The sequence below is a fragment of the Streptosporangium sp. NPDC004631 genome, assembly GCF_053601935.1.
On the sequence record NZ_JBSGCR010000004.1, the window covers coordinates 150,040 to 174,130 of the forward strand.

The 24,091-nt window shown below is 70.1% G+C and carries 15 protein-coding genes and 1 pseudogene; 13 read left to right on the forward strand and 3 right to left on the reverse strand.

Annotated elements, in window-relative coordinates:
- Nucleotides 1–18: 18 nt before the first annotated feature.
- The 6 genes and pseudogenes from ACWEF2_RS05565 (at nucleotide 19) to ACWEF2_RS05590 (ending at nucleotide 6,867) form a co-directional block, all read left to right on the forward strand.
- On the forward strand, nucleotides 19–576 hold the full coding sequence (locus ACWEF2_RS05565; RefSeq protein WP_453812201.1) for a (2Fe-2S)-binding protein: 558 nt from the start codon (nucleotides 19–21) through the stop codon (nucleotides 574–576).
- Nucleotides 573–3,068 (forward strand): xanthine dehydrogenase family protein molybdopterin-binding subunit, encoded by a 2,496-nt coding sequence (locus ACWEF2_RS05570; protein ID WP_453812203.1) that lies wholly within the window; start codon nucleotides 573–575, stop codon nucleotides 3,066–3,068. The genes ACWEF2_RS05565 and ACWEF2_RS05570 overlap by 4 nt, the downstream gene beginning before the upstream one ends.
- Nucleotides 3,065–3,961 carry an FAD binding domain-containing protein gene (locus ACWEF2_RS05575; protein ID WP_453812205.1) on the forward strand — a complete coding sequence of 299 codons (897 nt, stop codon included), beginning with the start codon at nucleotides 3,065–3,067 and terminating at the stop codon, nucleotides 3,959–3,961. Before ACWEF2_RS05570 ends, ACWEF2_RS05575 begins: the two co-directional genes overlap by 4 nt.
- 142 nt (nucleotides 3,962–4,103) lie before the next feature.
- Nucleotides 4,104–5,033: an SRPBCC domain-containing protein gene (locus ACWEF2_RS05580; RefSeq protein ID WP_453812207.1), complete on the forward strand. Its 930-nt coding sequence runs from the start codon at nucleotides 4,104–4,106 to the stop codon at nucleotides 5,031–5,033.
- Between the two features lie 610 nt (nucleotides 5,034–5,643).
- A pseudogene (locus ACWEF2_RS05585) lies at nucleotides 5,644–5,841 on the forward strand (helix-turn-helix domain-containing protein); the annotation flags it as partial.
- Nucleotides 5,842–5,847: 6 nt separating this feature from the next.
- Entirely contained in the window at nucleotides 5,848–6,867 is a 1,020-nt protein-coding gene (locus tag ACWEF2_RS05590) for a tetratricopeptide repeat protein (protein ID WP_453812445.1), read from the forward strand.
- Between the two features lie 331 nt (nucleotides 6,868–7,198).
- Here the strand turns inward: ACWEF2_RS05590 and ACWEF2_RS05595 are convergent, their stop codons facing one another.
- Nucleotides 7,199–7,414, reverse strand: a complete 216-nt coding sequence (locus tag ACWEF2_RS05595) for a DUF5988 family protein (protein WP_453812209.1) — start codon at nucleotides 7,412–7,414, stop codon at nucleotides 7,199–7,201.
- A gap of 668 nt (nucleotides 7,415–8,082) precedes the next feature.
- Between ACWEF2_RS05595 and ACWEF2_RS05600 the strand changes: the two genes are divergently transcribed.
- The 5 genes from ACWEF2_RS05600 (at nucleotide 8,083) to ACWEF2_RS05620 (ending at nucleotide 17,748) form a co-directional block, all read left to right on the forward strand.
- Nucleotides 8,083–13,365, forward strand: coding sequence for a type I polyketide synthase (locus ACWEF2_RS05600; protein ID WP_453812211.1), 5,283 nt, complete (start codon nucleotides 8,083–8,085; stop codon nucleotides 13,363–13,365).
- On the forward strand, nucleotides 13,365–14,213 hold the full coding sequence (locus ACWEF2_RS05605) for an oxygenase MpaB family protein (protein WP_453812213.1): 849 nt from the start codon (nucleotides 13,365–13,367) through the stop codon (nucleotides 14,211–14,213). The genes ACWEF2_RS05600 and ACWEF2_RS05605 overlap by 1 nt, the downstream gene beginning before the upstream one ends.
- Nucleotides 14,210–15,235, forward strand: coding sequence for a spirocyclase AveC family protein (locus tag ACWEF2_RS05610; RefSeq protein ID WP_453812215.1), 1,026 nt, complete (start codon nucleotides 14,210–14,212; stop codon nucleotides 15,233–15,235). Before ACWEF2_RS05605 ends, ACWEF2_RS05610 begins: the two co-directional genes overlap by 4 nt.
- A gap of 141 nt (nucleotides 15,236–15,376) precedes the next feature.
- Nucleotides 15,377–16,336, forward strand: a complete 960-nt coding sequence (locus ACWEF2_RS05615) for a spirocyclase AveC family protein (RefSeq protein ID WP_453812217.1) — start codon at nucleotides 15,377–15,379, stop codon at nucleotides 16,334–16,336.
- Nucleotides 16,333–17,748 (forward strand): NAD(P)/FAD-dependent oxidoreductase, encoded by a 1,416-nt coding sequence (locus ACWEF2_RS05620; protein ID WP_453812218.1) that lies wholly within the window; start codon nucleotides 16,333–16,335, stop codon nucleotides 17,746–17,748. The genes ACWEF2_RS05615 and ACWEF2_RS05620 overlap by 4 nt, the downstream gene beginning before the upstream one ends.
- Before the next feature lie 29 nt (nucleotides 17,749–17,777).
- Here ACWEF2_RS05620 and ACWEF2_RS05625 read toward each other — a convergent pair whose 3' ends face one another.
- Nucleotides 17,778–18,722: a GNAT family N-acetyltransferase gene (locus ACWEF2_RS05625; RefSeq protein WP_453812220.1), complete on the reverse strand. Its 945-nt coding sequence runs from the start codon at nucleotides 18,720–18,722 to the stop codon at nucleotides 17,778–17,780.
- 344 nt (nucleotides 18,723–19,066) lie between these two features.
- On the opposite strand from ACWEF2_RS05625, the gene ACWEF2_RS05630 reads away from it, so the two are divergent.
- A complete protein-coding gene (locus ACWEF2_RS05630) occupies nucleotides 19,067–21,904 on the forward strand; it encodes a bifunctional glycosyltransferase/CDP-glycerol:glycerophosphate glycerophosphotransferase (protein ID WP_453812221.1) in 2,838 nt (945 codons plus the stop codon).
- The gene (locus tag ACWEF2_RS05635; RefSeq protein ID WP_453812222.1) at nucleotides 21,901–23,058 is read left to right on the forward strand and encodes a glycosyltransferase; all 1,158 of its coding nucleotides are present in this window, start codon (nucleotides 21,901–21,903) and stop codon (nucleotides 23,056–23,058) included. Before ACWEF2_RS05630 ends, ACWEF2_RS05635 begins: the two co-directional genes overlap by 4 nt.
- On the opposite strand, the gene ACWEF2_RS05640 is transcribed toward ACWEF2_RS05635, so the two are convergent.
- Nucleotides 23,048–24,091 carry a sulfotransferase family protein gene (locus ACWEF2_RS05640; RefSeq protein WP_453812224.1) on the reverse strand — a complete coding sequence of 348 codons (1,044 nt, stop codon included), beginning with the start codon at nucleotides 24,089–24,091 and terminating at the stop codon, nucleotides 23,048–23,050. The genes ACWEF2_RS05635 and ACWEF2_RS05640 overlap by 11 nt on opposite strands.

Below are 24,091 nucleotides of genomic sequence, written 5' to 3' on the forward strand. Positions count from 1 at the left end.
GGTGCACCTGGAGGACGGATGCCTCGAATCACCATCAAGGTGGACGGAATCACCTATGAGGAGGAGGTCGAGCCGCGTCTCCTCCTCGTCCACCTGCTGAGAGACCGCCTCGGTAAGACCGGGACACCCGTCGGCTGCGACACCGGCAACTGCGGCGCCTGCACGGTGGCACTCGACGGCAGGAGCGCGAAAAGCTGTTCCGTGCTCGCCGTACAGGCCGACGGGAGCGAGGTCGTCACGGTCGAGGGCCTGGCGCGCGGGGCCGAGTGGCATCCCATGCAGGAGGCGTTCCACGCCGAGCACGCCCTCCAGTGCGGATACTGCACCCCCGGCATGATCATGGCCGCGCTCGACCTGCTCAAGGACGACCCGGACCCGTCGGAGGAGGCCGTCCGCGAAGGGCTCGAAGGCAACCTCTGCCGGTGCACGGGATACTCCAACATCGTCCGGGCGGTACGGCGCGGCGCCCGGGAGATGGCGCGGCGCGGGGCGGGCGCGGAGGCCCGGCCGGAGACCCCGATGGAGACGGACACGGCAACGGGGACGGGAACTCGGGCGGGGGCACGGACACCATGAACGAGCGCCTCGACACGGACCCGGCCGCCGGGCGGACCAACGGAAACGGGCGGCCCGCTCCCCCCTCCACCGCGCACGGATCCCCCACCACCCACGAGTCCCCCACCGCCCACGGCCCCTCCGCCACACGGGAGGTCGGCAGGGCGCGCAGGCGCAAGGAGGACGCCCGGCTGGTCACCGGCCGGACCACCTGGACCGACAACATCCAGCTTCCGGGCATGCTGTACGTCGCCTTCCTGCGCAGCCCGATGGCACACGCCCGGATCACCCGGGTGGACGTCTCGGCCGCACGCGCCCTGCCCGGCGTGGTCGCCGCCTACGGCGGCCGGGACTTCGCCGACGAGCAGGGCAGCCTGCCGTGCGCGTGGCCGGTCACCGAGGACGTCGTCATCCCCGACCATCCGCCCATGGCGGTGAGCGAGGTCCGCTACGTCGGCGAGGCGGTGGCCTGCGTGGTCGCCACCGACCGCTACCGGGCGGCCGACGCCCTTGAGGCGATCGAGATCGACTACGAGCCGCTGGAGGCGGTGGTCGACATGACCGAGGCGCTCACCGAGGGCGCCCCCACGGTCCACGAGTCGGGAAACCGGGCCTTCACCTGGAAGTTCGCCGGGGGCGACATCGACGCGGCGTTCCGCGACGCCCCCGTGGTGATCGACCGCACCTACGTCCAGCAGCGGCTGATCCCGACCGCGATGGAGCCCAGGGCGGTCGTGGCCACCACCGACGGCGAGACCTTCACCCTGTACTCCTCGACCCAGATCCCGCACGTGCTGCGCGTGATGCTGGCCATGACCACCGGCATCCCCGAGCACAGACTCCGGGTGATCGCCCCGGATGTGGGCGGCGGTTTCGGGTCCAAGCTCCAGGTCACCGCCGAGGAGGTGCTCGCCCTCCTGCTGACGAGGAGGCTGGGCAGGCCGGTGAAGTGGACCGAGTCCCGATCCGAGGGCAACCTGACCGTGCACCACGGCCGCGACCAGCTCCAGCGGATCCGGCTCGCGGCCGAACCGGACGGGCGGATCAGGGGCGTCGAAGTCGACCTGCTCGCCGACATGGGCGCCTACCTGATGCTGGTCACACCGGGCGTGCCGCTGCTCGGCGCGTTCATGTACAGCGGCATCTACAAGGTGGACGCCTACGACTTCACCTGCACGGGCGTGTTCACCACCAAGATGCCGACCGACGCCTACCGGGGCGCGGGCCGTCCGGAGGCCACGTTCGCCATCGAGCGGGCCGTGGACGAGCTCGCGCACGAGCTCGGGCTGGACCCCGTCGAGGTACGGCGCCGCAACTGGATCACCCACGAGGAGTTCCCGTACACCACGGTCTGCGGGCTGACCTACGACTCCGGCAACTACGAGGCCGCCACGGACAGGGCGCTGGAGCTGTTCGGCTACGACGGGCTCAGGGCCGAGCAGGCCGAACGGCGTGCCCGGCACGACCCGGTCCAGCTCGGTATCGGCGTCTCGACGTACACCGAGATGTGCGGGCTGGCGCCGTCACGCGTGCTGGGCTCGCTCAGCTACGGGGCGGGCGGCTGGGAGCACGCCTCGGTCCGGATGCTGCCCACCGGCAAGGTCGAGGTGATCACCGGGACGAGCCCGCACGGCCAGGGGCACGAGACGGCCTGGAGCCAGATCACCGCCGACGCGCTGGGCGTGCCGTTCGAGGACATCTCGGTGCTGCACGGCGACACGGCCGTCTCACACAAGGGCATGGACACCTACGGGTCCCGTTCGCTGGTCGTGGGCGGCATCGCCGTCCTTTCGGCCTGCGAGAAGGTGAAGGACAGGGCCAGGGAACTCGCCGCGCACCTGCTGGAGGCGTCGGCCGACGACATCGAGTTCAGCGGCGGCTCGTTCAAGGTGCGCGGGACCGCCGAGGGGAAGAGCATCCAGGAGCTCGCGCTGGCCGCCTTCACCGGGCACGACCTGCCCGACGGATTCGAGCCCCGGCTGGACGCCGAGACGACCTTCGACCCGGAGAACTTCTCCTTCCCGCACGGCACCCACCTGTGCGCGATCGAGGTGGACACCGAGACCGGCAGGTCCACGATCCGCTCCTACGTCGCGGTGGACGACGTGGGATCCGTGGTGAACCCGCTGATCGTCGAGGGCCAGGTGCACGGCGGCATCGCGCAGGGCATCGCGCAGGCGCTGTTCGAGGAGGCGGTCCACGACTCCGAGGGCAACCTGCTCACCACGACGATGTCCGACTACCTGATCCCGTCGGCGGCCGACCTGCCGGCGTTCACCACCGACCGGACCGAGACCCCGGCGACCAGCAACCCTCTGGGGGTCAAGGGCGTCGGCGAGGCCGGCACGATCGCCTCGACCCCGGCGGTGGTCAACGCGATCGTGGACGCGCTACGTCCGTACGGCGTGTACGACGTGCGGATGCCGTGCACGCCGGAACGGGTCTGGCGGACGGTCACCGAGGCGACGCCCGAGTCCGGGCGGCCGAGCGAGTCCGAAGGAGGTGCCCGATGATCCCCGCGCCGTTCGACTACATCCGGCCCACGTCCCTGGACGAGGCCTGTCAGGTGCTCGCCGACGCCGAGTCCTCGGGGGACGACGTCAAGGTGCTGGCCGGCGGCCAGTCGCTGCTGCCGCTGCTGCGCCTGCGACTCGCCTACCCCACCGCCCTGGTGGACATCGGGCGGCTACCCGGGCTGCGCGGTGTGACGGACCGGGGCGACCACGTGTTCATCGGCGCGCTGACCACCCATGACGAGGTGCGCCACTCCGAGGTGGTCAGGGAGCGGACCCCGCTGGTGGCGCTGGCCACCGCCACCGTGGCCGACCCCGCCGTACGGCACCGCGGCACCTTCGGCGGATCGCTGGCCCACGCCGACCCCGCCGGGGACCTGCCCGCCGTGGCCCTGGCGCTGGACTGCGTGTTCGTCGCCAGATCCGGCGACGGCGAGCGGGAGATCCCGGCCTCCGAGTTCTTCGTCGACTACCTGGAGTCGGCGCTCGAACCCGGCGAGGTACTGGTCGGCGTCCGGGTGCCCAAGCTCGGCCCCGGCTGGGGCTTCCACTACGAGAAGTTCCACCGGACCGCACAGTCCTGGGCGATCGTGGGCGTGGCCGCGGCCGTACGGCTGAGCGAGGGGATCATCGAGGAGGCGCGGATCGCCCTGACCAACATGGGGCCGGCACCGGTGCGAGCGCGGGCCGTGGAGGCCGCGCTGCGCGGCGTGCGCCCGGCACCGTCCGGCTCCAACGGCGCGCACGATCCGGTCGGGGACGCCTGCGGCCGGGCCGACGAGGGCACCTCGCCCCCCGCCGACCTGCACGGCGCCCCCGACTACCGCCGCCACCTGGCCCGGGTGCTGACCCACCGGGCGGTCGGAGCCGCGAGCCGCCCTCCCCCTCCGTGAAGCGGAGGCCCACGCCTCGGCGGAGCCCCGGGGCTCCGACGACGGGAAGGTGGTCTTTCCACCGGTGGGACGGGCAGACTGGTAGTGCCGACACGCGCGGTGGTGATGCCGTGTGGGCGGTGGACCAACAAGGAGCGGACCGATGGCGATGCGATTCGAACACGAGTTCACGGTTCCGGTGCCGGTCGAGCAGGCGTGGCCGGCGCTGCTCGACGTCGAGCGGGTCGCCCCCTGCCTGCCCGGAGCCGCCCTGGAGACGGTGGAGGGCGACTCCCTGACCGGCCGGATGAAGGTGAAGGTCGGGCCGATCACGATCACCTACCGGGGCGAGGCCGCGTTCGAGGACGTGGACAAGGACGCCCACACCCTGACCGTCAGGGCCTCCGGTAAGGAGTCGCGCGGCGCGGGCACGGCCGCCGCCACGGTCCTCGCCCGGCTGCACCCCGAGGGGACGGGCACCCGGGTCACCGTCGAGACCTCCTTCACCGTGACCGGCCGCCCGGCCCAGTTCGGCCGGGGCGTCATGGCCGAGGTCGGCGCCAAACTGATCGACAGGTTCGCGGCGAACCTGTCCCGGCTGCTGGAGGGCGGCGGCGCGGAACCGGCCGTGCCGGTGGAGAGCGCCCCGGAGTCACCGGCGGTCCCGGCAGACCAGGAGGGCTCGGAGGGCTCGGCCGTACCGAAGGCCCCGGAGCCCTCGAAAGCACCGGCGAGCCCGGAAAGTGTGGCGATCTCGAAGGCTCCGGAGGACTTCGGGGGTGAGGTCCTCGGAGAGCCCGGTGAGTCCTTCGGGCAGGGCGGGCCGCACCGTCATCTCAGCGCCGTCCCCCCGGCACGGGAGACCGCCGAGGCCGAGAAGGCCCGTGGTCGCGACATCCACCCGGCCGGCACCTCCCGGACCTCCCGGACCCCCGACGAGGAGGCCCTCGACCTCATGGAGATCGCCGGCCTCCCGCTGCTCAAACGCGTCGCCCCGCCGGTCGCCGCCCTGATCGGCCTCGTCCTGGCCGGCTGGCTGATCCGCTGGGCCCTGCGCCACCGGAGCGACCGCGACCGCCCCGGCAGTCACTGAACCCATACGCCGAGGCGCTCTCCTCCGCCGGAACGGCCCAGGGTGCGAAAGCGTGGCTGTCGCGGCGCGGGGAAGGGCATCGACACGGCCCCACAGCTGTGAGACGGTGGCGATCGGTAGCAGTCCAATGACACTTCGCCTGATGGCGCAGATCTACCAGGCGACGACGTCCGACGACGTCCAGGGCCACCCGGTTCCCCCGGAGCAGCCACCGCACGGGTAAGGGACGCCGTTCTTCCACGGATCTCACCTTGTTCGCCCAGGTCGGCCGTGATCGGGCGCCGCCGTCCGACGCGGTCACCACGGCACCGGACCTCGCCCCGGCCCGTGATGGGCGTCCCCGCGTCCCTGGCGGCGGGTATGCGCGCCGCCGGGGGCCGGTACGCCGAGCGGGAACTCCGGGAGAGCGCCGGGAGAGCGCCGGGAGAGCGCCGGCCCAATCTCCCAACCTCGGTCGCGTCTCACCACCCGTTCGATCAACCCCAAAAAAGTTGGGAAACGGTACCAACCAGACTTGAGGGGCAAACCTAAAGAGACAGATAGAGTGTCCAGACGGTTCCAGGTTGCCACAACTAATCACGATTTTCTACGGTCGAACGGGCGATGGCGTATGGCCGAAAGAGGCAGGGGAAATCCGCCTGATAATCTGGTAAGTGGAGAGCGCATCGAGGCCGCCCGCCGCGCCAGGAAACTGTCGCGACGAGCCCTCGCCGACCTCATCGGGTGCAGCGAGGAATGGCTCAGGCTCATTGAGAAGGGAAACCGGAAACTCGATCGGCTCTCCACCCTTCTCAGGATCGCCGAAGTTCTTGAGGTGGAGGAGCTATCCGAATTCCTCAGCGTCCCCACCAGCCTACCTCTGCCGCGCGCCGAAGCGGAGTACTCCGACATCGTCAATGACCTGCTGCATCTACGCGGGTCACCGGCCGAGGAGGTGCCGAGTGTCCACCGGTTGTGCCGGCACCTTTCGATGGCCTGGGATCTGTGGCAGCGCTCCCCTCGGCGCTACAGCGAGACCCGCCGCAACCTTCCCGGCCTGCTTCTGATGGCCGAGGCGTCTGCCGACCACGCCGCCCCGGAAGACGTGGCCGCCACCGCGGTCAGCCTCGTGCAGACCTACCGGCTGTTCTCGGCCTTCCTCCGCAAATGCGGCCAGTACGACCTCGCCCTGCTGGCCTCCGATCGCGCACTGGTTCACGCCAGGCGCTCGACCGACCCGCTCATGACGGCGGCGGCCTACGGCGGGCTGGCCGAGGTGCTGATCCGGCTGGGCCGGCCCGCCCTGGCCCGCGAGTTGTGCCTGGAGACGGTCGAACGGGTCGATGCCCTCGACACCGAGGGAACCCGGGCCGTCTCAGTCGCGGGAGCCTGCTACCTGACCGCGGCTCTGGCCTGCGCCGCCGCGGGTGACCGGCTGCTGGTGGAGCAGATGCTGGAGGGGGCGCGGGAGAGGGCGGAGCGACTGGGGACAGACCGAAACGATCTGCACTCCGCCTTCGGTCCCACCGATGTGGAACTGCACGCCGTACGGATCCATGCCTACCTCGGCCGGTACGGCCAGGCCATCAAGCTGGGGGAGAGCCTGGAGATCGAGCACCTGTTCGCACGAGAGCGGCAGGCCCGTCACTTCATCGCGCTGGCCGTTTCGCACGCGAGCATCCACAACGCGACAGCCGCCGTCTTCGCTCTGCAGAAGGCCGTGCACATCTGCCCGGAGGAACTCCGCTACGACCTGATGGCGCGACAGACCATATCGCTGCTGCACATGCAGAACAACGCGCTGATCAGGAGGGAGGTCCGGGAAATCGCCCGCCTGGCGCAACCGGAGCGATGATCCGCGAGCGGTTCCCTCCCCGGCGGCGCACCGGCTCAGGCGGGGGGTGAGGAGGGCACAGGGTCTCGGTCTCGGCCGACGCGATCGCCGATTCGCATGACAACGCGAAGCCGAGGAACCGAATGACTCGTTCAGCCGAACCGATCTATCTCCGCGCCGGGTGACTCATAACCTTTCCGAACGCCCGGCGACGGAATTCCTCTTTCTCCACATGCGGGTCGACCGCCGTGGTCGAAATGGTACGGCCGCCACCGGCAAGGGTGATGAGACGGGAACGACATCCGTTATCCGTGTCATGCGGAGCCTTTCCCCGGCGTTCGACGGCGCTCCCCTACTCCGCGATCCGGGTCCGCCCGGACCATTCGTAAACGGTCAGGGAACGGCCGTCCACCTCAATGGTCCTGTCAGTCGGCACAAAGTGCTCGTAGCCGTTGCCGCAGGGAATTTTGATCTTCTCGACGCCAGGCTTGACATGGTGGACACGCTGGTCGTCGGGCAGGCCGGCGGAGCCGCCCACGAGGATCACGTTGGGGATTTCGCCGTTCACGGCGCCACCCGCCGGGCCGGCACCTCAACCTCAAGGCGTTGTCGGAGGTAGGAGACGAATTCCGTCACCGACCTCGGTTCTTCGACGCCTTCATCAGGGATCCCGATAAGGAGTCCGCCGTCGTTCCCCATGTTTTCCTCCGTATGCTCTCCTCCGCTTCGGACAGGACGGTAAGCATCTCATCTTTCTTTCCCGTGGGGTCCAACAAAAATTGGAGAGGCGCGACCCACCAGATTTGCAGAGCGGATCAGCGAAAACCGATACCGTCTCCGGGCGGCCTTAGGCGGTACAACTAAATTTTTTTCCAGGTATTCCGGTGATCGAATGGGTGATGGCGCACCGCCGGGTTGGCAGGGAAATTCGCCCGATGACCTGGTCGGCGGTGAGCTCGTCGAGGCCGATCGCAGACCTAAACCGTGGCCGGCTCGAATGAAACGGTAAGAGAAACCTCCCTTGTCCGCGCGCCGACTGGATTGGCAGACTCACTTCCCTCTCACCATTATCGGCAAGGGTCATGGAGCGGGCGCGATATTCGTGCCGATCGAGGTTTCAGCCGGATCGACCACTGCGTAATCGGTCAGGCCGCCTCGGGCCTCTCACCCCCTAAAGCGTGACGACTCATGTGTCCGTCCGCCGCGACAAGGTGAACCACAGGATAGGAGTTCGCAATGTCGGCATCCGAAACAGAACCGATCGCGGTGATTGGCATGGGATGCAGATTTCCTGGTGGGGTCCAGACACCGGGCGGTCTGTGGAAACTGGCGGCCGAGGGGCGACAGACGGTGGGGCCGGTACCCGCCGACCGCTGGGACGCGAAACGGCTGGCGGCCCTGCATGACCCGCGGCTTGAGGCTCCGGCGGCCGTCGGGTGCTTTCTCGAAGGAGACGTGTGGGCCTGGGAGCCGGAGGCGTTGTCGGTGGCCCCGGCGGAGCGGGAGTGGGTGGACCCACAGTCACGGGTGATGATGGAGGTCGCCTGGGAGGCGGTGGAGCATGCCGGTATCCCGGTGAGTCGTGTCCGCGGCTCACGGACCGGTGTCTACGTGGGGACATACGCTCAGGACAATCTCTTCCGCGAGGCGCGCCCGGTCGAGGACGCCCCCAACAGCCCTTACCTGTTCGGGAACTACACGGCGGGCACCGCGGGACGCGTCGCCTTCGCGATGGATCTGCGTGGCCCGGTGATGGTGGTGAGCACACACTGCTCATCGGGCCTGGTGGCGCTGGATGTGGCCTGCGGGGCTCTGACTCTGGGCGAGTGCGACATGGCGCTGGCCGGCGGCGTGCTGCTGATGCTCGCGCCACAGACCCACTACCTGGAGGCACCGCTGCTGCTGTCGAGACACGGTGCCTGCTACGCCTTCGATTCACGCGCCGACGGGTACGTGCGTGGTGAAGGCGCCGGGGCCGTGGTTTTGAAGCGGCTCGCCGACGCCCTGCGGGACGGGGACCGGGTGCTCGCGGTGATCCGCGGAAGCGCGGTCAACAACGACGGGCAGTCGACCCGGCTCACCGCTCCGTCCACCGAGATGCAGCAGCGGCTGTTCCTGGCCGCGGTGGAGAATGCGAAGATCGACCCGGGTGAGGTCGGCCTGGTCGAGGCGCACGGACCCGGCACCGGTGTGGGTGACCCGATCGAGTACACCTCGATAAACGCCGTCTACGGCAGAGGCCGGGGCCGATGCGCCCTGGGATCGGTGAAGACGAACATCGGGCATTCGGAGCCGGTCTCCGGCATCGCCGGCTTCATCAAGACGGTGGAGTCTCTGCGCCGGGGCGTGATCCCGCCCAACCAGAACTTCGCGCGGTGGAATCCGGGGATCGATCGGAAGACGCGGTCGCGGCTGTTCGTCCCGACCGAGCTGACCCCTTGGCCGGTCAAGGGCGCCTCCCGGCTGGCCGCGGTGTGTTCCTACGGTGTCAGCGGCACCAACGCACACGTGGTGGTGGAAACGGCCCCCACCGCTCGAAGACCGGCTGTGGCGAAACAGGGGCTCGCCCCGGGCACACGGCGGCTTTTCCTGCTGTCCGGCACCTCGGCCGGATCACTGGCCGCCTCCGCCTCCCGCCTCGCCGACTGGGTGGAGGGAGACGGCGCGTCGACGAGCCTGGCGGACACCGCGCACACCCTGGCGATGCGCCGCGGCCACGCCGACCACCGCCTCGGGGTGATCGCGGACACCATGGACCAACTGGCCGGACGGGCACGGGCGTTCGCCGAGGGCAGGGAGGCCGAGGGGATGGCGACCGGGACGCCGGTGCTGCCGCCAGGACACCCGGGACCGGTGTTCGTCTTCACCGGACAGGGCTCACAGTACCCGGGAATGGGCCGGAGCCTGCTGAACGACGAGCCGGTGTTCGCTCAAGTGATCGATGAGTTGGAGCCGCTGATCCACGCGGAGTCCGGCTTCTCGCTCCGAGAGATGATCATGAAGCCGGAAGGCCTGGCCGGTGTCGACCGGATCCAGCCCACCCTGTTCGGCATCCATGTGGCGCTGGCCGCGCTGTGGCGCTCGTGGGGGGTGGAGCCGGCCGCGGTGATCGGCCAGTCGCTCGGCGAAGTGGCCGCGTCGGTCGTCGCGGGCGCGCTCAGCCTCGAAGACGGCGTGAAGGTGATCTGCCGTCGCGCGATCTTGCTGGCCCGCGTCGCTCACGGGGCGATGGCCTCGGTGATGCTCGGCGCGGCCGACACACAGGCCGCGATCGACGCCGCCGGCGCCGACGGGGTCTCCCTGGGGGTCCTCACCGGCCCGCGCACAACGGTGATCTCCGGGGACGCGGCACAGGTCCGCGGCCTCGTCGAGCACTGGAGCGCGCGGGGCGTGGTGGCCCGCATGGTCGACGTCGACGTCGCCTCGCACTCGCCACAGGTCGATCCCGTCATCGGCGAACTGCACGCCGTCCTGACGGAGGTACGCCCCCACCGGCCCGGCGCCGTCGCCTTCTACACCACCGTCGCGGACGACCCTCGCGCCCCCGGCCCGTTGGACGCCTCGTACTGGGTGCGCAACCAGCGTGACACCGTGCACTTCCAGCGTGCCGTGACCGCCGCGCTGAGCGACGGCCACCGGCTGTTCATCGAGTGCACCGCTCACCCCCTCGTCTCCCGCCCCATCCTCGACATCGCCCGCGAGGAAGGCGTCGAGGACGTGGTGACCGTGGGGTCGCTGCGCCGGGACACCGACGACCAGGAGGCGTTCCTCACCCATCTGGCCGCCGTGCACGCCGCGGGCTTCGACACCATCGACTTCACCACGCGTTACGGTGACGGGCGGTTGGCCGACGCCCCCACCACCGCGTGGAACCGCACCCGTCACGGAGGCGCCGACACCCCCTGCGCGCTCGTCGCCCCGCACCTGCCCGCCGCCGTCCAGCACCCGCTGCTCGGCGGCCACGTCCGCGACCCCGACCAACCGCGGCGCCACCTGTGGCAGTCCCCCATCGGCCCCCGGCGACTGCCCTGGCTGGCCGACCACCGGGTCGCCGGCACCCCCGTACTGCCCGGCACCGGCTACGCCGAGATGCTGCTCGCCGCTGGCGCCGAGGTCTTCGGCACCGACCGCGTCGCCCTGGACGACCTACACGTCGTGACCCCGCTGATCCTGGACCCCGAGCCACAGGTCACCACCCGTCTCATCCAGGGAGACGACCGGCGGGCACGCGCGGAGATCATCACCCACAGTGCCGACGGCCTGCTCGTCCACGCCCACGCCACGGTACGGGCTCTCTCCGGCGACAGGCCCGCCACCGAGACGGATCCGCTCCACCGTCCCACCGACGCGTGGACCGACACACCCCCCGCCGACCTGCACCGGCACTTCCGTGAACGTCACGACGTCTTCCACGGCCCCGCCTTCGCGGCCATCGATCGCATCCAGATCCATCCCGACCGCGACCGGGCCGTCTCCTCACTGCGCATCGACGACAGCGCCCGGGTCTCCGCCGCCGCGCTACGGCTGCACCCGGCACTCGCCGACGAGTTCGTCCAGACCGCGGTGGCCGCCTGGCAGGCGCACTGCCCCATCAGCCCCGGCCCCGTCGTCGTCGCCGGATTCGACGGGATACGCGTGTACGGCCCCACCGGGCACGCCCGTGTGGCCTCCGTCACCGTGCATCGGGCCGACGACCTGACCTGCCACGCCTCCGGTCTCCTGAGCACCGCCGACGGCACCGTCGTCGCCGAACTGCGTGGCCTGCGTCTGACCAACATCACCCCACCCGAGCAGCGCTACACCGACCGGCTGGCCCACCTCGACTGGCGTCCCGAACCACCCCTGGCGGACGTGGAATCCACCGGTCAGCGATGGCTGGTCATCGCCCCCGCCGACACCCTCTGGGGTGAACGGCTGCACCGCATGCTCGGTGAGCACACAGCCGGCAGCCGTCTGCTCCCCTATCTCCCCGAGCGGCACCCGGATCTCCCCGAGCAGCCCCTGGACGACGCGGCGCTCACCGCGGCGCTGAACGACGAGACCTCCCAGCCCCGCGGTCACGTCCTGCTGATCCTCGACCGTCATGACGCCCAAAGCCCGCCGGCCGCCGCTCTCAACGCCGTCCGCCGCACCCTCGGGGTGCTCCGGCACCTCGCGACCCGCACGGCGTCGACTCACCTGTGGGTGATGTGGCGCGGCGGTGAGACGCCGAGCGCCGCGGGCGTCCGCGGCCTGCTGCGATCCGCCGCCTTCGAACACCCCGAACTGCGCCCCGGCAGCATGGAGATCTCCGGCGACACCCCCCTGGAAGCCGTGCTGCCCGACCTGCTCGCCACCGGCCAGCCGATCCGCGAGGTCGCCTGGCGTGACGGCGTCCGCCACCTCGCCCGCGTCCGCCCCGGACCGGCCGCTCCCTCACCCTTGAGGAGACAGACCACCCTCATCCGGCCCAACGGCAGTTACCTGATCACAGGCGGTCTCGGCGGACTGGGCCTGCTGACCGCCCGGCGCCTGGCCAAACGCGGCGCCCGTCACCTCGTCCTGGTCGGCCGCGGCGGCCCCACCCCCGACACCGCACGGGAACTGGAGAACATCGGCGCCATCGGCACCCGCGTCGACCTCGTTCTCGGGGACATCGCCGCGGCGGACGTCATCGACCGGGCCCTCACGGCGGCCTCCGGTTCGGGCGGTGTGCTGCGCGGCGTCGTCCACGCCGCGGGCGTGGTCGAGGACGCCACTCTCACCAACCTCGACGACGAGCTCCTGCGGCGGGTCTGGCGTGGCAAGGCCGCGGGCGCCTGGGCCCTGCACCACGCCACTCTCCGGCTGGACCTGGACTTCTTCGTCGTCTACTCCTCCATCGCCTCCCTGATCGGCTCCCCGGGCCAAGGCGCCTACGCCGCCGCCAACGCCTATCTCGACTCCCTCATCGCCCACCGTCGCGCCCACGGCCTGGCCGCCACCGGGATCAACTGGGGCGCCTGGTCCCAGGCGGGCCGCGGCCGGCACCTCGCGGACCGCGGTTTCATCATGATCAGCCCGGATGACGGTCTCGACGCCTTCGAGCGCATCCTCGGCGAGGACCATCGCCAGGTCGCCTACTCCCCGATCGACCCCGTCCTGTGGACCGACCCCTACCCCGCTCTGAAGAACTCCGCCCTCCTGGCCGATCTCCTGACCGGTCACCCGGTCGCCGCAGAACACGGCGGCTCCCCGATCCGTGACGCGCTCCTCGCCGCCGGCAGCCCGTCCGAACGCCACCGGACCCTTCAGGAGTTCGTCATCGGCCAGGTCCGCGAACTCCTCGGCAACACCACCCGGCACATCGGGGCCCATACAAGCCTGGTTCTCCTGGGTCTCGACTCGCTCGGCGCCGTCCAACTGCAACAGCGCCTGTCCAGCAACCTGCACATCACCATCCAGCCCGGCGTCATCTGGACAAAACCCAGCGCCGCCGCTCTCACCGACTGGCTCCTGGACCGCATGGCCCTGGTTCCCGACAGCGAGGTAACAGACTGATGGGCCGCTACAGCCGCCTGCGCCACATCCAGACCCTGGATCCGGAGCGCGACTACGAGGAAATCTTCCAGCTCACCACCCGCTACGAGTTCCCCTGGGACTACAACACCGGGTACTCCTTCGCCTTCATCACCGACTTCGTCATCCCCTCGATCACCCACACCCTCGCCTCGACCGGCGAGTTCGCCCATCGCAGCATGAAGCGCTACGACGACACCATGCTGTTCCCCTTCGACGCACACCGCCACGGCCTGGAAGCCCCCGACGGGCGCGCCACCGTCCGCGCGCTGAACCGGATCCACGCGCACTACGACATCGACAACACCGACTATCTGCACATCCTCGCCGGCCATCTGGTATCCGCGATCGACTGGATCAACGCCTACGGCTGGCGGACGCTGTCCGAGCCCGAAGAACGCGCCCTGGTACTGACGCACCGTCGTCTCGGCCAGATGATGGGCATCAAGAACCTCCCGGAGACCTACGAGGACTTCAAGGCCTGGCTCGAAGCCGACATCAAGAAGCGCGGCACCTGGCACTACGCCAACAACGCCATGGTGGGTTACGTCCTGGGCATCATCGCCGACCTCTGCCCCCGGGGCACCAAGACGATCGCCACCCGGGCCATCGTCTCCCTCCTGGACGACGACATCCGGATCATGCTCGACCAGCCCAGGACGCCCGCCTGGTTCTCCACCGCCGTGCGCTGGGCCCTGCGCGCCCGCGGGCGCCTCCTGCGCCTCGCCCCGCCCCGCCGTCACCCCTACATGCGCACCCCCCACTCCTATCCCTGCGGATGGAGCCTGGAGCACCTCGGCCCCCGGCACCTGAAAAGGCAGGAAACGTGACCACGTCTCATTCCCTGCGGGCCGACGCCCCTGTGGAAACGCGGCGGCGCACCCGGCCGGTCTTCTGGTTCGCCGCCATCGGCGCCGTCTGCACCGCCTGTGCGCTCTTCGCCTGGACCGCCTGGATCGTCACTGGCCATGCCGTCCCCACCCCCACCGGTCCCACCCCGGTCCCGCTCGCCTTCCGGATCGCCGCCTGGGTGATCCAGGGCATGTCGGTGGCGGTGATCATCTGGAGCGTGGTTTACGCCGTCCGGCAGTGCAGGCGACAGCGTCGCGTCACCTACGACGCGCTGGTCCTGATCGGCGGCACTCAGCTCGCCTGGCTTGAGCCGTATATGAACTTCTTCAGACCCGCGGCCGAACCGTACAACTCCTACTACTTCAACCTCGGGTCCTGGGGGCCTTACCTGCCCGGATTCCTCAACGACGAAAACTTCCGGGAGCCACTGCCGTTGATCTACGAAGCCTGTTACGGCCCGTATTTTCTTCTCCTGGCGATGTTCGGTTGCAAGGTGATGGAGCGGTGTGCGCGGCGCCGGCCCCACATGAGCAAGGCCGGCCTCGTCGGATGCGCCTTCACGGCAATGCTTATCGCCGAACCCCTACCTGACATCGTATATGTGAGACTCCACTTCTATCAGTACTGGAATACCATTCCCGAGCTCACGCTCTGGAGCGGCGAGATTTACCAGTACCCGATATATGGAAGCGTTATCGCCAGCGCCTGCTTCACTCTCTTCGGCGCCCTTCGTTACTTCCGCGACGACCATGGGCACACCCTCGGAGAACGCGGTGTCGACGAATCGGCCAAGCCGCCTCTCCGCTCGACCTTGCTGCGCCTCTTTGGTATCACCGGATGTCTCAACCTGGTGTTCGGCGCGTACATATTCCTCTACGCCTGGAGCAGCGTCTACGGCGGGCCGATTCCCGACAACCCTCCCAGTTACATGCTCAACAACGTCTGTGGCGTGGGTGCGGAACAACCCTGCTCCGTGTCCAACGTCCCCATCACACGGTAGAACCCGACGGGGCGGTCCGATCACGAACGAGTGGCACCTTGGAGCTCTTTAGGCGGACTGCCCCGGGGGCGACCTTTCGAATCGGCCTCACCGAATGGATCATGAATCGGACGGGGCTCCTCACCCCCAGGATGTGACAAGGTGACGCATACCCCAGCGAATGTGCCGGAAACCAACACCCGCGAGACGACGCCCCAACGGCGTTGGCTGTCTCCACCAGTGCTGCTGGCCGCGTTCGGCGCAGCTTGCGTCCTGTTCCAGGCTTGGGTGTTCGCCCGCTGGGCCGCCGACGGCAACCTGCACAGCTACCCCTTCAACGGCGACATGCCAACCTCCCTGAAGATCAGCACACAGGTGCTGCAAGTGCTCGTGGCCGCCGCGTGTGTCGCGCTGGTCGTCCTCTGCCTGCGGCAGAGCCGCGCAGCAGGACATGTCACCCTGATGACCGCCCTGACCACCGGGTGGGCCCTGGCCTTCTGGGCCGACCCGTATGTCGCCCTTCACACCCACCTCATCAGCAACAACCGTTACGGGATCAACTACCCGACGTGGGGGCCGTATCTACCCGGATGGCATGGCCCCCTGCCGCAGCCCCAGACCTTCCTGGAGAACGGCATGTACCCGTTGCTGGTGATTTGGATATGGATCGGCCTGGCCATCGCCCGTCTGCTCCGAGCCCGGCGTCCGCAGTGGAGCCGAGCCCGCGTCGCCGGACTCACCACAGTGATCCTTTTCCCCGTCGACATCGTCCTGGAGCAGGCTTACATACGCGCGGCAGGCTTCGGCTACGCCCACGCCATGCCCTATGTCACCCTCTTCGAGGGGCAGTGGTACCAGCTCCCCCTCACCGCGGCGACCGTCATGACGCTCTTGGTGGCCCCGCCCATCGTCGTGATGGCCCTCTACGCCGGACCAGGGCGCGAGGTCTGGATGCTGGAAGGCTCGCTGAGCCTGCCCCACCGGGCCCAGCCCTGGATCCGCCTGCTGGCGGGTGTCGGCCTCGTCCACGTGTGCATGGTGGGCTTCGTCGTGCTAACGCAGCTCTACACGCCGCTCACCTACCTCATCGACCTTCCCCCCTGGTTCGAGCGGCCGACATGATCACCGCATCCTCCCGCTCGCGGCACGCCGTGGTGATAGGAGCCGGTATCGCCGGGCTCGCCGCCGCGCGGGCGCTCAGCGAGACCTTCGACCAGGTCACCATCGTGGAGCGGGATCACCTGCCCGCCACCCCGGTACCGCGACCCGGAGTCCCCCAAGGGCGGCACGCGCACGGGCTCGCGGCTCGCGGCAGGCAGGTGCTGGAGACCCTCTTCCCCGGGCTCGGCCGGGAACTGGAGGCCGAAGGTGCTCCGACGGCGGACTTCTGCCGGCAGGCGCGGCTCCACCTGCCCGCGGGAGTACCCCCGCCGATCCCCTCGCAGGTCGTCATCCAGCCGGTCAGCCGCCCGCTGCTGGAAACGGTCCTGCGGCGCCGCGTCGCCGCCATCCCCGGCGTACGGATCATCGACGGCTGCGCGGTCACCGGCCTGCGGGCCGACACGCGCGAGGTCACCGGTGTCCAGATCACCCGGCGTACCGTGGCGAAAGCGGGCGGCGACACGGCGACGATCGCCGCCGATCTGATCGCCGACGCCGGCGGCCGTTCCTCCCATCTGCCCGGATGGCTCACGGCGATCGGCCTGCCGCGGCCCGGCGAGAGGGCCGTGGACGCCCGCGTCGGCTATGCCTCCCGCGCCTACCACACGGAGCCCGGCGTGACCGCCGACTGGCGGGCGCTGTTCGAACTCCCCCGCGCGCCCCACCTCACCCGTGGCTGCTCCGTACTCCAGATTGAAGACCATCTGCTGCTGGTCACCCTCCAGGGAGCCGCCGGCGATCACCCACCGGGCGACCACGACGGCTTCGAACGCTTCGCGAAGTCCCTCGCCTGCGACCTCACCACCGTCGTCGGTTCCCTGCGCCCGGCGGGCGGGGTGTCCCGCTACGCCCGCTCGGCCGCACATCGCCGGCTCTACCACCGCCTCAGAGCCTGGCCGGACGGGCTCATCGCGCTCGGCGACTCCGCCTGCACGTTCAACCCGCTGTACGCCCAGGGCATGACCGTGGCCCTGCTGGAGGCGCAGTCCTTGCGTGACCTGCTCGGCGGCACCACACGGCGGGACCTGCGGGGATTCTCCGCCGCCTTCCAGCGACGCGTCGGCCGGATCACCTTCTGGCCCTGGATGCTGTCCTCCCTCGCCGACCGCGCCTGGACGGAGACCTCACCACTGGTCAGAGCCGCACACCGGTACCTGAGCTCCTACCAAGACCTCGCCGTCGAGGACGCGACCATGTTCCACGACCTCGCCCGCGTGACCAACCTGCTCGCCCACCCGGCAACGTTTGTCCAGCCTCGCCACCTGGCACGAATCCTGCACTCCCAGCTCAGGACGACATCACGCCGGTTCGGTGCCCACCTCACGACGACCCGGCGGAACGGCACATCCGGCCCGCCCGCTCCCGGGGGGTGAGCGGCGCCCCCGTCCAGCCGGGTCGGGGGTCAGCTCCAGGTCATGTTGATCTCACGCTGGAAATCGACGTATCCGGCGCGTTGGAACGCTCGGGCCATCGGGACGTTTCCGACGTCCGTGGACGCGCGGATCCGTGGGACGTCCTGTCGCGCGAGGATCCTCGTACCCTCGGCGAGCAGATCGTCGATGTGGCCGTTCCCCCGGTACGCGGGCAGGACGCCGATATAGGCGATGACCGGGTTGTAGCCGTTGTGGGTCGGGATGACGAATCCCACGGATTGGCCGCCGGGCGTCATCGCGATCCGCCACCGGTCCCGCGGGCCCGGGTAGAGCGCCAGCTCGCCGTCGTACTGCTCGGCCGCCACCTGCGCGGCCGGCATCCGGGTCAGCTCGGCGCGGCTGTGGGCGTCGAGGGTGCCCTCCAAGACGAGGGTCATCAGCTCGACGAGCTCCTCGCGGTCGCCGACCGGCCTGAATCTCAGGCGCCCGCTCGGCTCGGGAACCGGCGTCCCGGGACGCCACTCAAGGCGCAGCCGTTCGACGAGCAGCCGGGCGCCGGTCCGTTCCAGGACGGCTACGCGGTCTTCGACGGCACGCCTGGCCGCCTCGTCGTCGCGCCACCGAGGGGGGAGGAACCGGCTGTACTCAGGCGGACGGACGCCCGCCGGCAGGACCGCGCCCATCGCGGTCTCAAGCAGCCGGAGCCCGATGTCGAGGCGCTCCGGTTCATGTGTGGCGTCGTCGAGGTCGAAGGTGTCCAGCATGAACGGCGGGTCGCCTTCGCGCCGCGCCCACCAGGCCAGCCTGGCGACAAGACGGTCTCCCCGCAGCGCCGTCCACATCCACTCGGGCCGCCGGCGGCCGGAGTCGAGGTCGTGCGCCAATTCGTCGTTCAGGACGTAGGGCAGGCGGCAGAAGAGTTCGATTTCCTCGCGCCCGGTGATAGGACGCATGATCAGGTCGTTGTGGGTCAAGGCACTTCTCTCTGGCAGGTGTGCCCGCTCGTCCCGGGGTCGGCTATTCGGCCGTATCCCGGGAGGGAACTGGCACGACGGTCATGGCGAGCATCGGCTTGTCCCTCCTTTCGCCGTTCAGGTCCGGCCGTCGGCCGGGGGGTTGGCGAAGTTCTATCCGATGTTTCTCCGGGTGCGCAAACTTTTTTCGCGCCCCGGGGCGCCGAAGCGGGGTACGAGATCGGCCCAGTCCTGGGGACCGCCCTTCGGGGCCTTGGACATATCGGACCGGAAACTATTAAAAATAGGCCAATAAATCTATAAGCCAGACAATGCTCCCCCCGGCCGGGGGAACACCTCAGAGCGTGATCAATGGTCCGGACTGCAGCGTGGTCGTCATCACCTACAACGACGCCGCCCGGCTGCCCCGTGCCGTGCGCTCCGTGCTGGGGCAGTCGTTGCGCAACGTCGAGGTCGTCGTCGTGGACGACGCGGGCACCGACGACACCGAGCGGGTGGTGCGAAGGCTCCAGCGGGAGGATCGAAGGGTCCGCTACCTGCGGCGGGAGGTCAACAGCGGCGGTTGCGGGGCGCCGCGGAACGACGGCGTCGCGGCGGCCCGCGCGCCGTACGTCATGTTTCTCGACAGTGACGACGAGCTGACCCGGCACGCCTGCAAGAGCATGCTGCTGGAGGCCGAACGGACCGGCGCGGACTTCGTCACCGGGCAGATCTCCCGGTTCTACGACCGGAGCGGCAAGACCAGGCGCTACTACCCCGAACTGTTCACCCGCCGCAGGACCGTCGAGGGGATCGCGCGGGAGCCCGAGATGTTTCTCGACTCCTTCAGCACCAACAAGCTCTACCGGGCCGAGATGCTCAGGCGGCTGCCGTTCCGGGAGGACCTGCACTACGAGGACCACGTCTTCACCACCGAGCTCTACTGCGCCGCCCGGCGGTTCGCCGTGGTCCCGTGGGTGGTCTACCTCTGGCATCGGGCGGCGGAGGAGAGCGAGTCGCGGCTGTCGATCTCGTTGAACATCGGGGAGATGGACAACGTCCGGCAGCGGATCCGGGCGGCCCGCCTCAGCGACGACATCCTGCGCGAGAACGGCTTCGGCCATCTGGTCACCGCGCGGCAGCGCCGGTTCGTCCGCCAGGACCTGCGGGTCTACCTCAACCCGCTGCCCTCGCGTGGCCCGGTGTGGGCCGAGGAGTTCGCCTCGCTGGTCCGCCCCTACCTGGCGGAGCTGGAGCCGGCGGTGTTCGAGCCGATCGACCCGGTCGTCCGGGTCTGCTGCCACTTCATCCTCGACGGCCCGGCCGACGAGCTCGTGGTGGCCGCCAGGTCCCTGAGCGAGCCGAAGGCCGCGCCGCGCTTCGCCGTGCGGGAAGGCGGGCGGACCTACTGGGGCACCGCCCAGGCCCGGGAGCTGGACATCACCTCGCTCCGGATGGCCGAGCTGCCCTACAGCGCGACCCGGCTCCGCCACGAGGCCGCCTTCGAGGCCGATGGCACGCGGATCACGCTGACGGTCAGGACCTACGACCCGTTCGGGGTGCTGGCCGCCACCCCGGACTGGAGCGCGTTCATGGAGTTCAAGGACCATCGGGTGAGGCTGGCACCGCGCGCGCAGGACGACGGCAGCCGGCTGAGCGAGGTGACCGTCGACCTCTCCAGACTGCGGCAGGGCCGCCTGGGGCATGACAGCCACTACGACCCGAGGATCTCGATCGTCCGCGCCGACGGCCGGATCACCTCGGACCGGTTGCTTGTCGATCCGGCCGCCGAACCGGTCACGATCGCCGTTCCCTGGCACCGGGTCACGGTGCGGGCGCAAGGCCAGGCCGCGTTCCTGCGGGTGCGGTGGCGGCGGGAGGGTCTGCTCCGGTGGGTGGCGCCCCTGCTCGGCAGGGCCCGCGACAATCTGATGCGACGGCTGAGCGGATCCGATCTGAAGCTCCGCGTCTACAAGACGCTGATCAGGGTCGTCCCGCCCCGCGAGGACCTGGTCCTGTTCGAGTCCGACGTCGGCGCCGGCTGTACCGGCAGCCCGCGTTACATCTACGAGGAGCTCAGGCGGCGGCGGGTGCCGTTCGACATGGTCTGGTCGGTCGCCGCGAACCGGCGGAACTTCCCCTCGGACGCCGGGCTGGTGCGGCGGATGAGCTGGCGCTACCTGTGGACCATGGCGCGGGCGGGCTACTGGGTGGACAGCCACGGCCTGCCGCTGGCCTACCCCAAGCCCGCCGGAACCCGCTACCTGCAGACCTGGCACGGGCAGGGACTCAAGACGGTCGGATTCGACGCGCCCGACCTGCGCGCCGACTTCGCCGAGCCCAGGGCGCGCTGGCGGGCGGCCGTGGCGCGCTGGGACGCGCTGGTCTCGCCGAGCGCGGAGTTCGAGCGGATCTTCCTGCCGTCCAACGGATACGAGGGGCCGGTGCTGAGGTACGGCTCGCCCCGGTGCGACGTGCTCGTCCACGGCGACGAGGACGCGGCGCGGCGGGCGAAGGACCGTCTGGAGATCCCTCAGGGACTCAGGGTGCTGCTGTACGCGCCCACCTACCGGGACCGGGCGAAGTCCTCGGGGATGTCGGTCCGGGCCGACCTGGAGATGATGGCCGAGGCGCTCGCCGGAAGCTGGGTGGTGATCCTGCGCACCCACCCGGTCGAGCGCTACCGGGTGCCGCAGCGCCTGCGCCACTTCGTCCGCCCGGCCGGATCGTACCCCGAGGTCAACGACCTGATGCTGGCCTCGGACGCGCTGCTGACCGACTACTCGTCGCTGATGTGCGACTACGCGGTGACCGGCCGGCCGATGCTGTTCCTGATCGACGACTGGGACGAGTACCGGCGCGTGGAGCGGGGCGCCCACCACGACCTGCCCGCGATCGCCCCCGGCCCCTGCCTGACCACCACCGAGGAGCTGATCCACGCGCTGCGCGACCTCGACGCCGTGGCCGCGTCGTTCGCCGCGAGATACACCGAGTTCCACCGGTTGTGGTGTTCGGATGAGAAGGGCCACGCCACCGCGAAGGTGGTGGACGCCTTCTTCGGCCCCGCTCCGCGCGCCCTCCCCGACCCGGTGGAGAACAGCGCTCCCGCGGGTGACCGGAGAGGGGCGAAGGAGCGGGAGCCGGCACGGAGCCGGGGCTCGTCGGGCGGCCGGGATCCGCTCCCGCCGGGGTGGTGGCGGTGAGCGGCCGGCCGAGGTCCGTCCTGTTCGCCTGCATGGACGCCGACACGCTCGGCGGGATCCAGCGGGTGACCCACACCGTGGCGCAGGGGCTGGCCGAGCGGGGGTACGACGTCCACGTGCTCGGACTGCACCGGGCCGAGACCCCGTTCCGCTACGTGCGACGACCCGGCTACCGGCATCACGTGATCCACCGCACCCCGATGGGCGGGGTCTCGTGGCTGGGGACGCGCCGGGAGCGCCGCCGGCTCGGAAGGCTGCTGCGCGAGCTGGGCCCCGGCTTCGCGGTGCTCACCTCGCCGGGCGTGGTGTCCCGGCTCAAGGACCTGCTCCCCGAACGGCTGCTGCCCATCGGGCAGTACCACGGGTCCTACGAGCACGCGCGGGGCTCCTGGCACTTCGGCTCGGTCCGCGGCCACTACGGCGACCTGGAGCGGGCGGTGTTCCTCAGCGAGGACGACGCGCGGCTCTTCTCCGAGCACGCGCTGCTGCCCAACACCTGGGCGATCCCGAACCCGCTGCCCGCCTGGCCGGAACGGACCGCCACGCTGACCGGTCACCGGGTGCTCGGGGTGGGCAGGCTGGAGGGCGTCAAACGGTTCGATCGGTTGATCTCGGCCTTCGCCGAGGCCCGCCGTACCGTGAACGCGACCCGCCGTACCGGGAGCACCGTGGGCGGGGGCGCGGGGAACGGAGGCACGGACGGGGACTGGGAGCTGCATCTGATCGGCGAGGGCGCGGAGCTGGAGAGACTCCGGGCACACGCGAGGGCGTGCGGAGTGGCGGACCGGGTGGTGTTCCGCGGCGCGGTGCCCGCCGCCGACATGGGCCGCGAGTACGCGAACGGGTCGGTGCTGGGGTTGTCCAGCGAGCATGAGGGGCTGCCGCTGGTGCTCGGCGAGGCCGCGTCCCACGGCGTGCCCTCGGTGGCGTTCGACGTGTCGGGCGGGGTGCGGTCACTGGTCGTCGACGGCGAGACCGGCCTGCTGGCGCCCCCGGCGGACGTGCCGGCCCTCGCCGCCGCGCTGGCCCGGTTGACGGCCTCGGAACGGGAGCGGCGGCGGCTGGGCACCGCCGCTCGCGCCCATGCCGAGGCGTTCCGCCCCGAACGGGTCCTGGACCGCTGGGAGACGCTGTTCGACCAGGTCAGCCGCTGACGGTGGCCGGCTCGTTGCGTGGCAGGGGCACCCCGGCCAGCACGAGCTGACCCGAGGTGAGCCGGGCGCCGAGCGGGTTCGGCTCGCGGAGCCGTACCAGCCGGTCGAAGGCCACCCGTTTGACCCGGGACAGTTTCCGTTTGGCCGCGGTCCGCTCGTAGGCGACCATCCGCGAGGTCTCGGTCTTCGGCGCCCCGCTGAGCTCGTAGCCGTAGGCTCCCAGCCGGTCGCCGAGGACGCTCTCGCAGAGCGAGACCTCCCAGGGGTCGAGCCGTTCACGCCAGGTGCCGGTCCGCGAGGTGGTCACCTCGTCGCGGGTACGCGCGTGCCAGGACTTGTGCGCGGGGCAGGCGACGTCGGCCACCCGCCTCGGCTCGCACATGTCCGGGCCGTAGTCCTCGCCGAGAAAGTCGCAGAGCCTGCGCAGGTGGGCCTCGGGGTCCGCCGTCAGGTCCTCGTAACGCAGCTCGTGGTAGCTGCCCTCCGGGAGCTTCGGCGCGCCGTGCCGGGCGAAGTCGATCGCCTCGGCCCAGGCGGCGACCGCGCTGTAGACGCTCCCGCTGTACCAGGGCATCTCCTTCAGCGACGCCACGCAGTCCCGGCCGTCCCTGATCAGGTGGACGAACTGGGCGTCGGGGAAGAGCCTGAGCAGCACGTCGATGTTCTGGAAGTAGGAGGGCCGTTTGTCCCCCCAGCGCGGCTTGCCGTGGTGGGCCGCGTAGAAGCGCAGCACGATTCCCAGCGCCGAGCCGAGCGTCGGCGGTCCGGCGACGATCTCCTTGACCACCTCCTCCCCGTCCAGCCGCAGCTCGTGAAAGCGCGACTGCCGGCGGTTGACCACCCATTCGGCCAGCTCCCGCCTGCGCGCCGGATCGTTCAGATCGCCGAAGTGCAGCCGCCGCTGGTAGGCGGTGACCATGAACCGGGTCTCCGGGGGAATCGCGATGCGCGGGTGGGCGTGCAGCATGAGCTGAAGCATCGTCGTCCCCGACCGGGGACAGCCCACGATGAAGATCGGTCGATCCGACTGCAT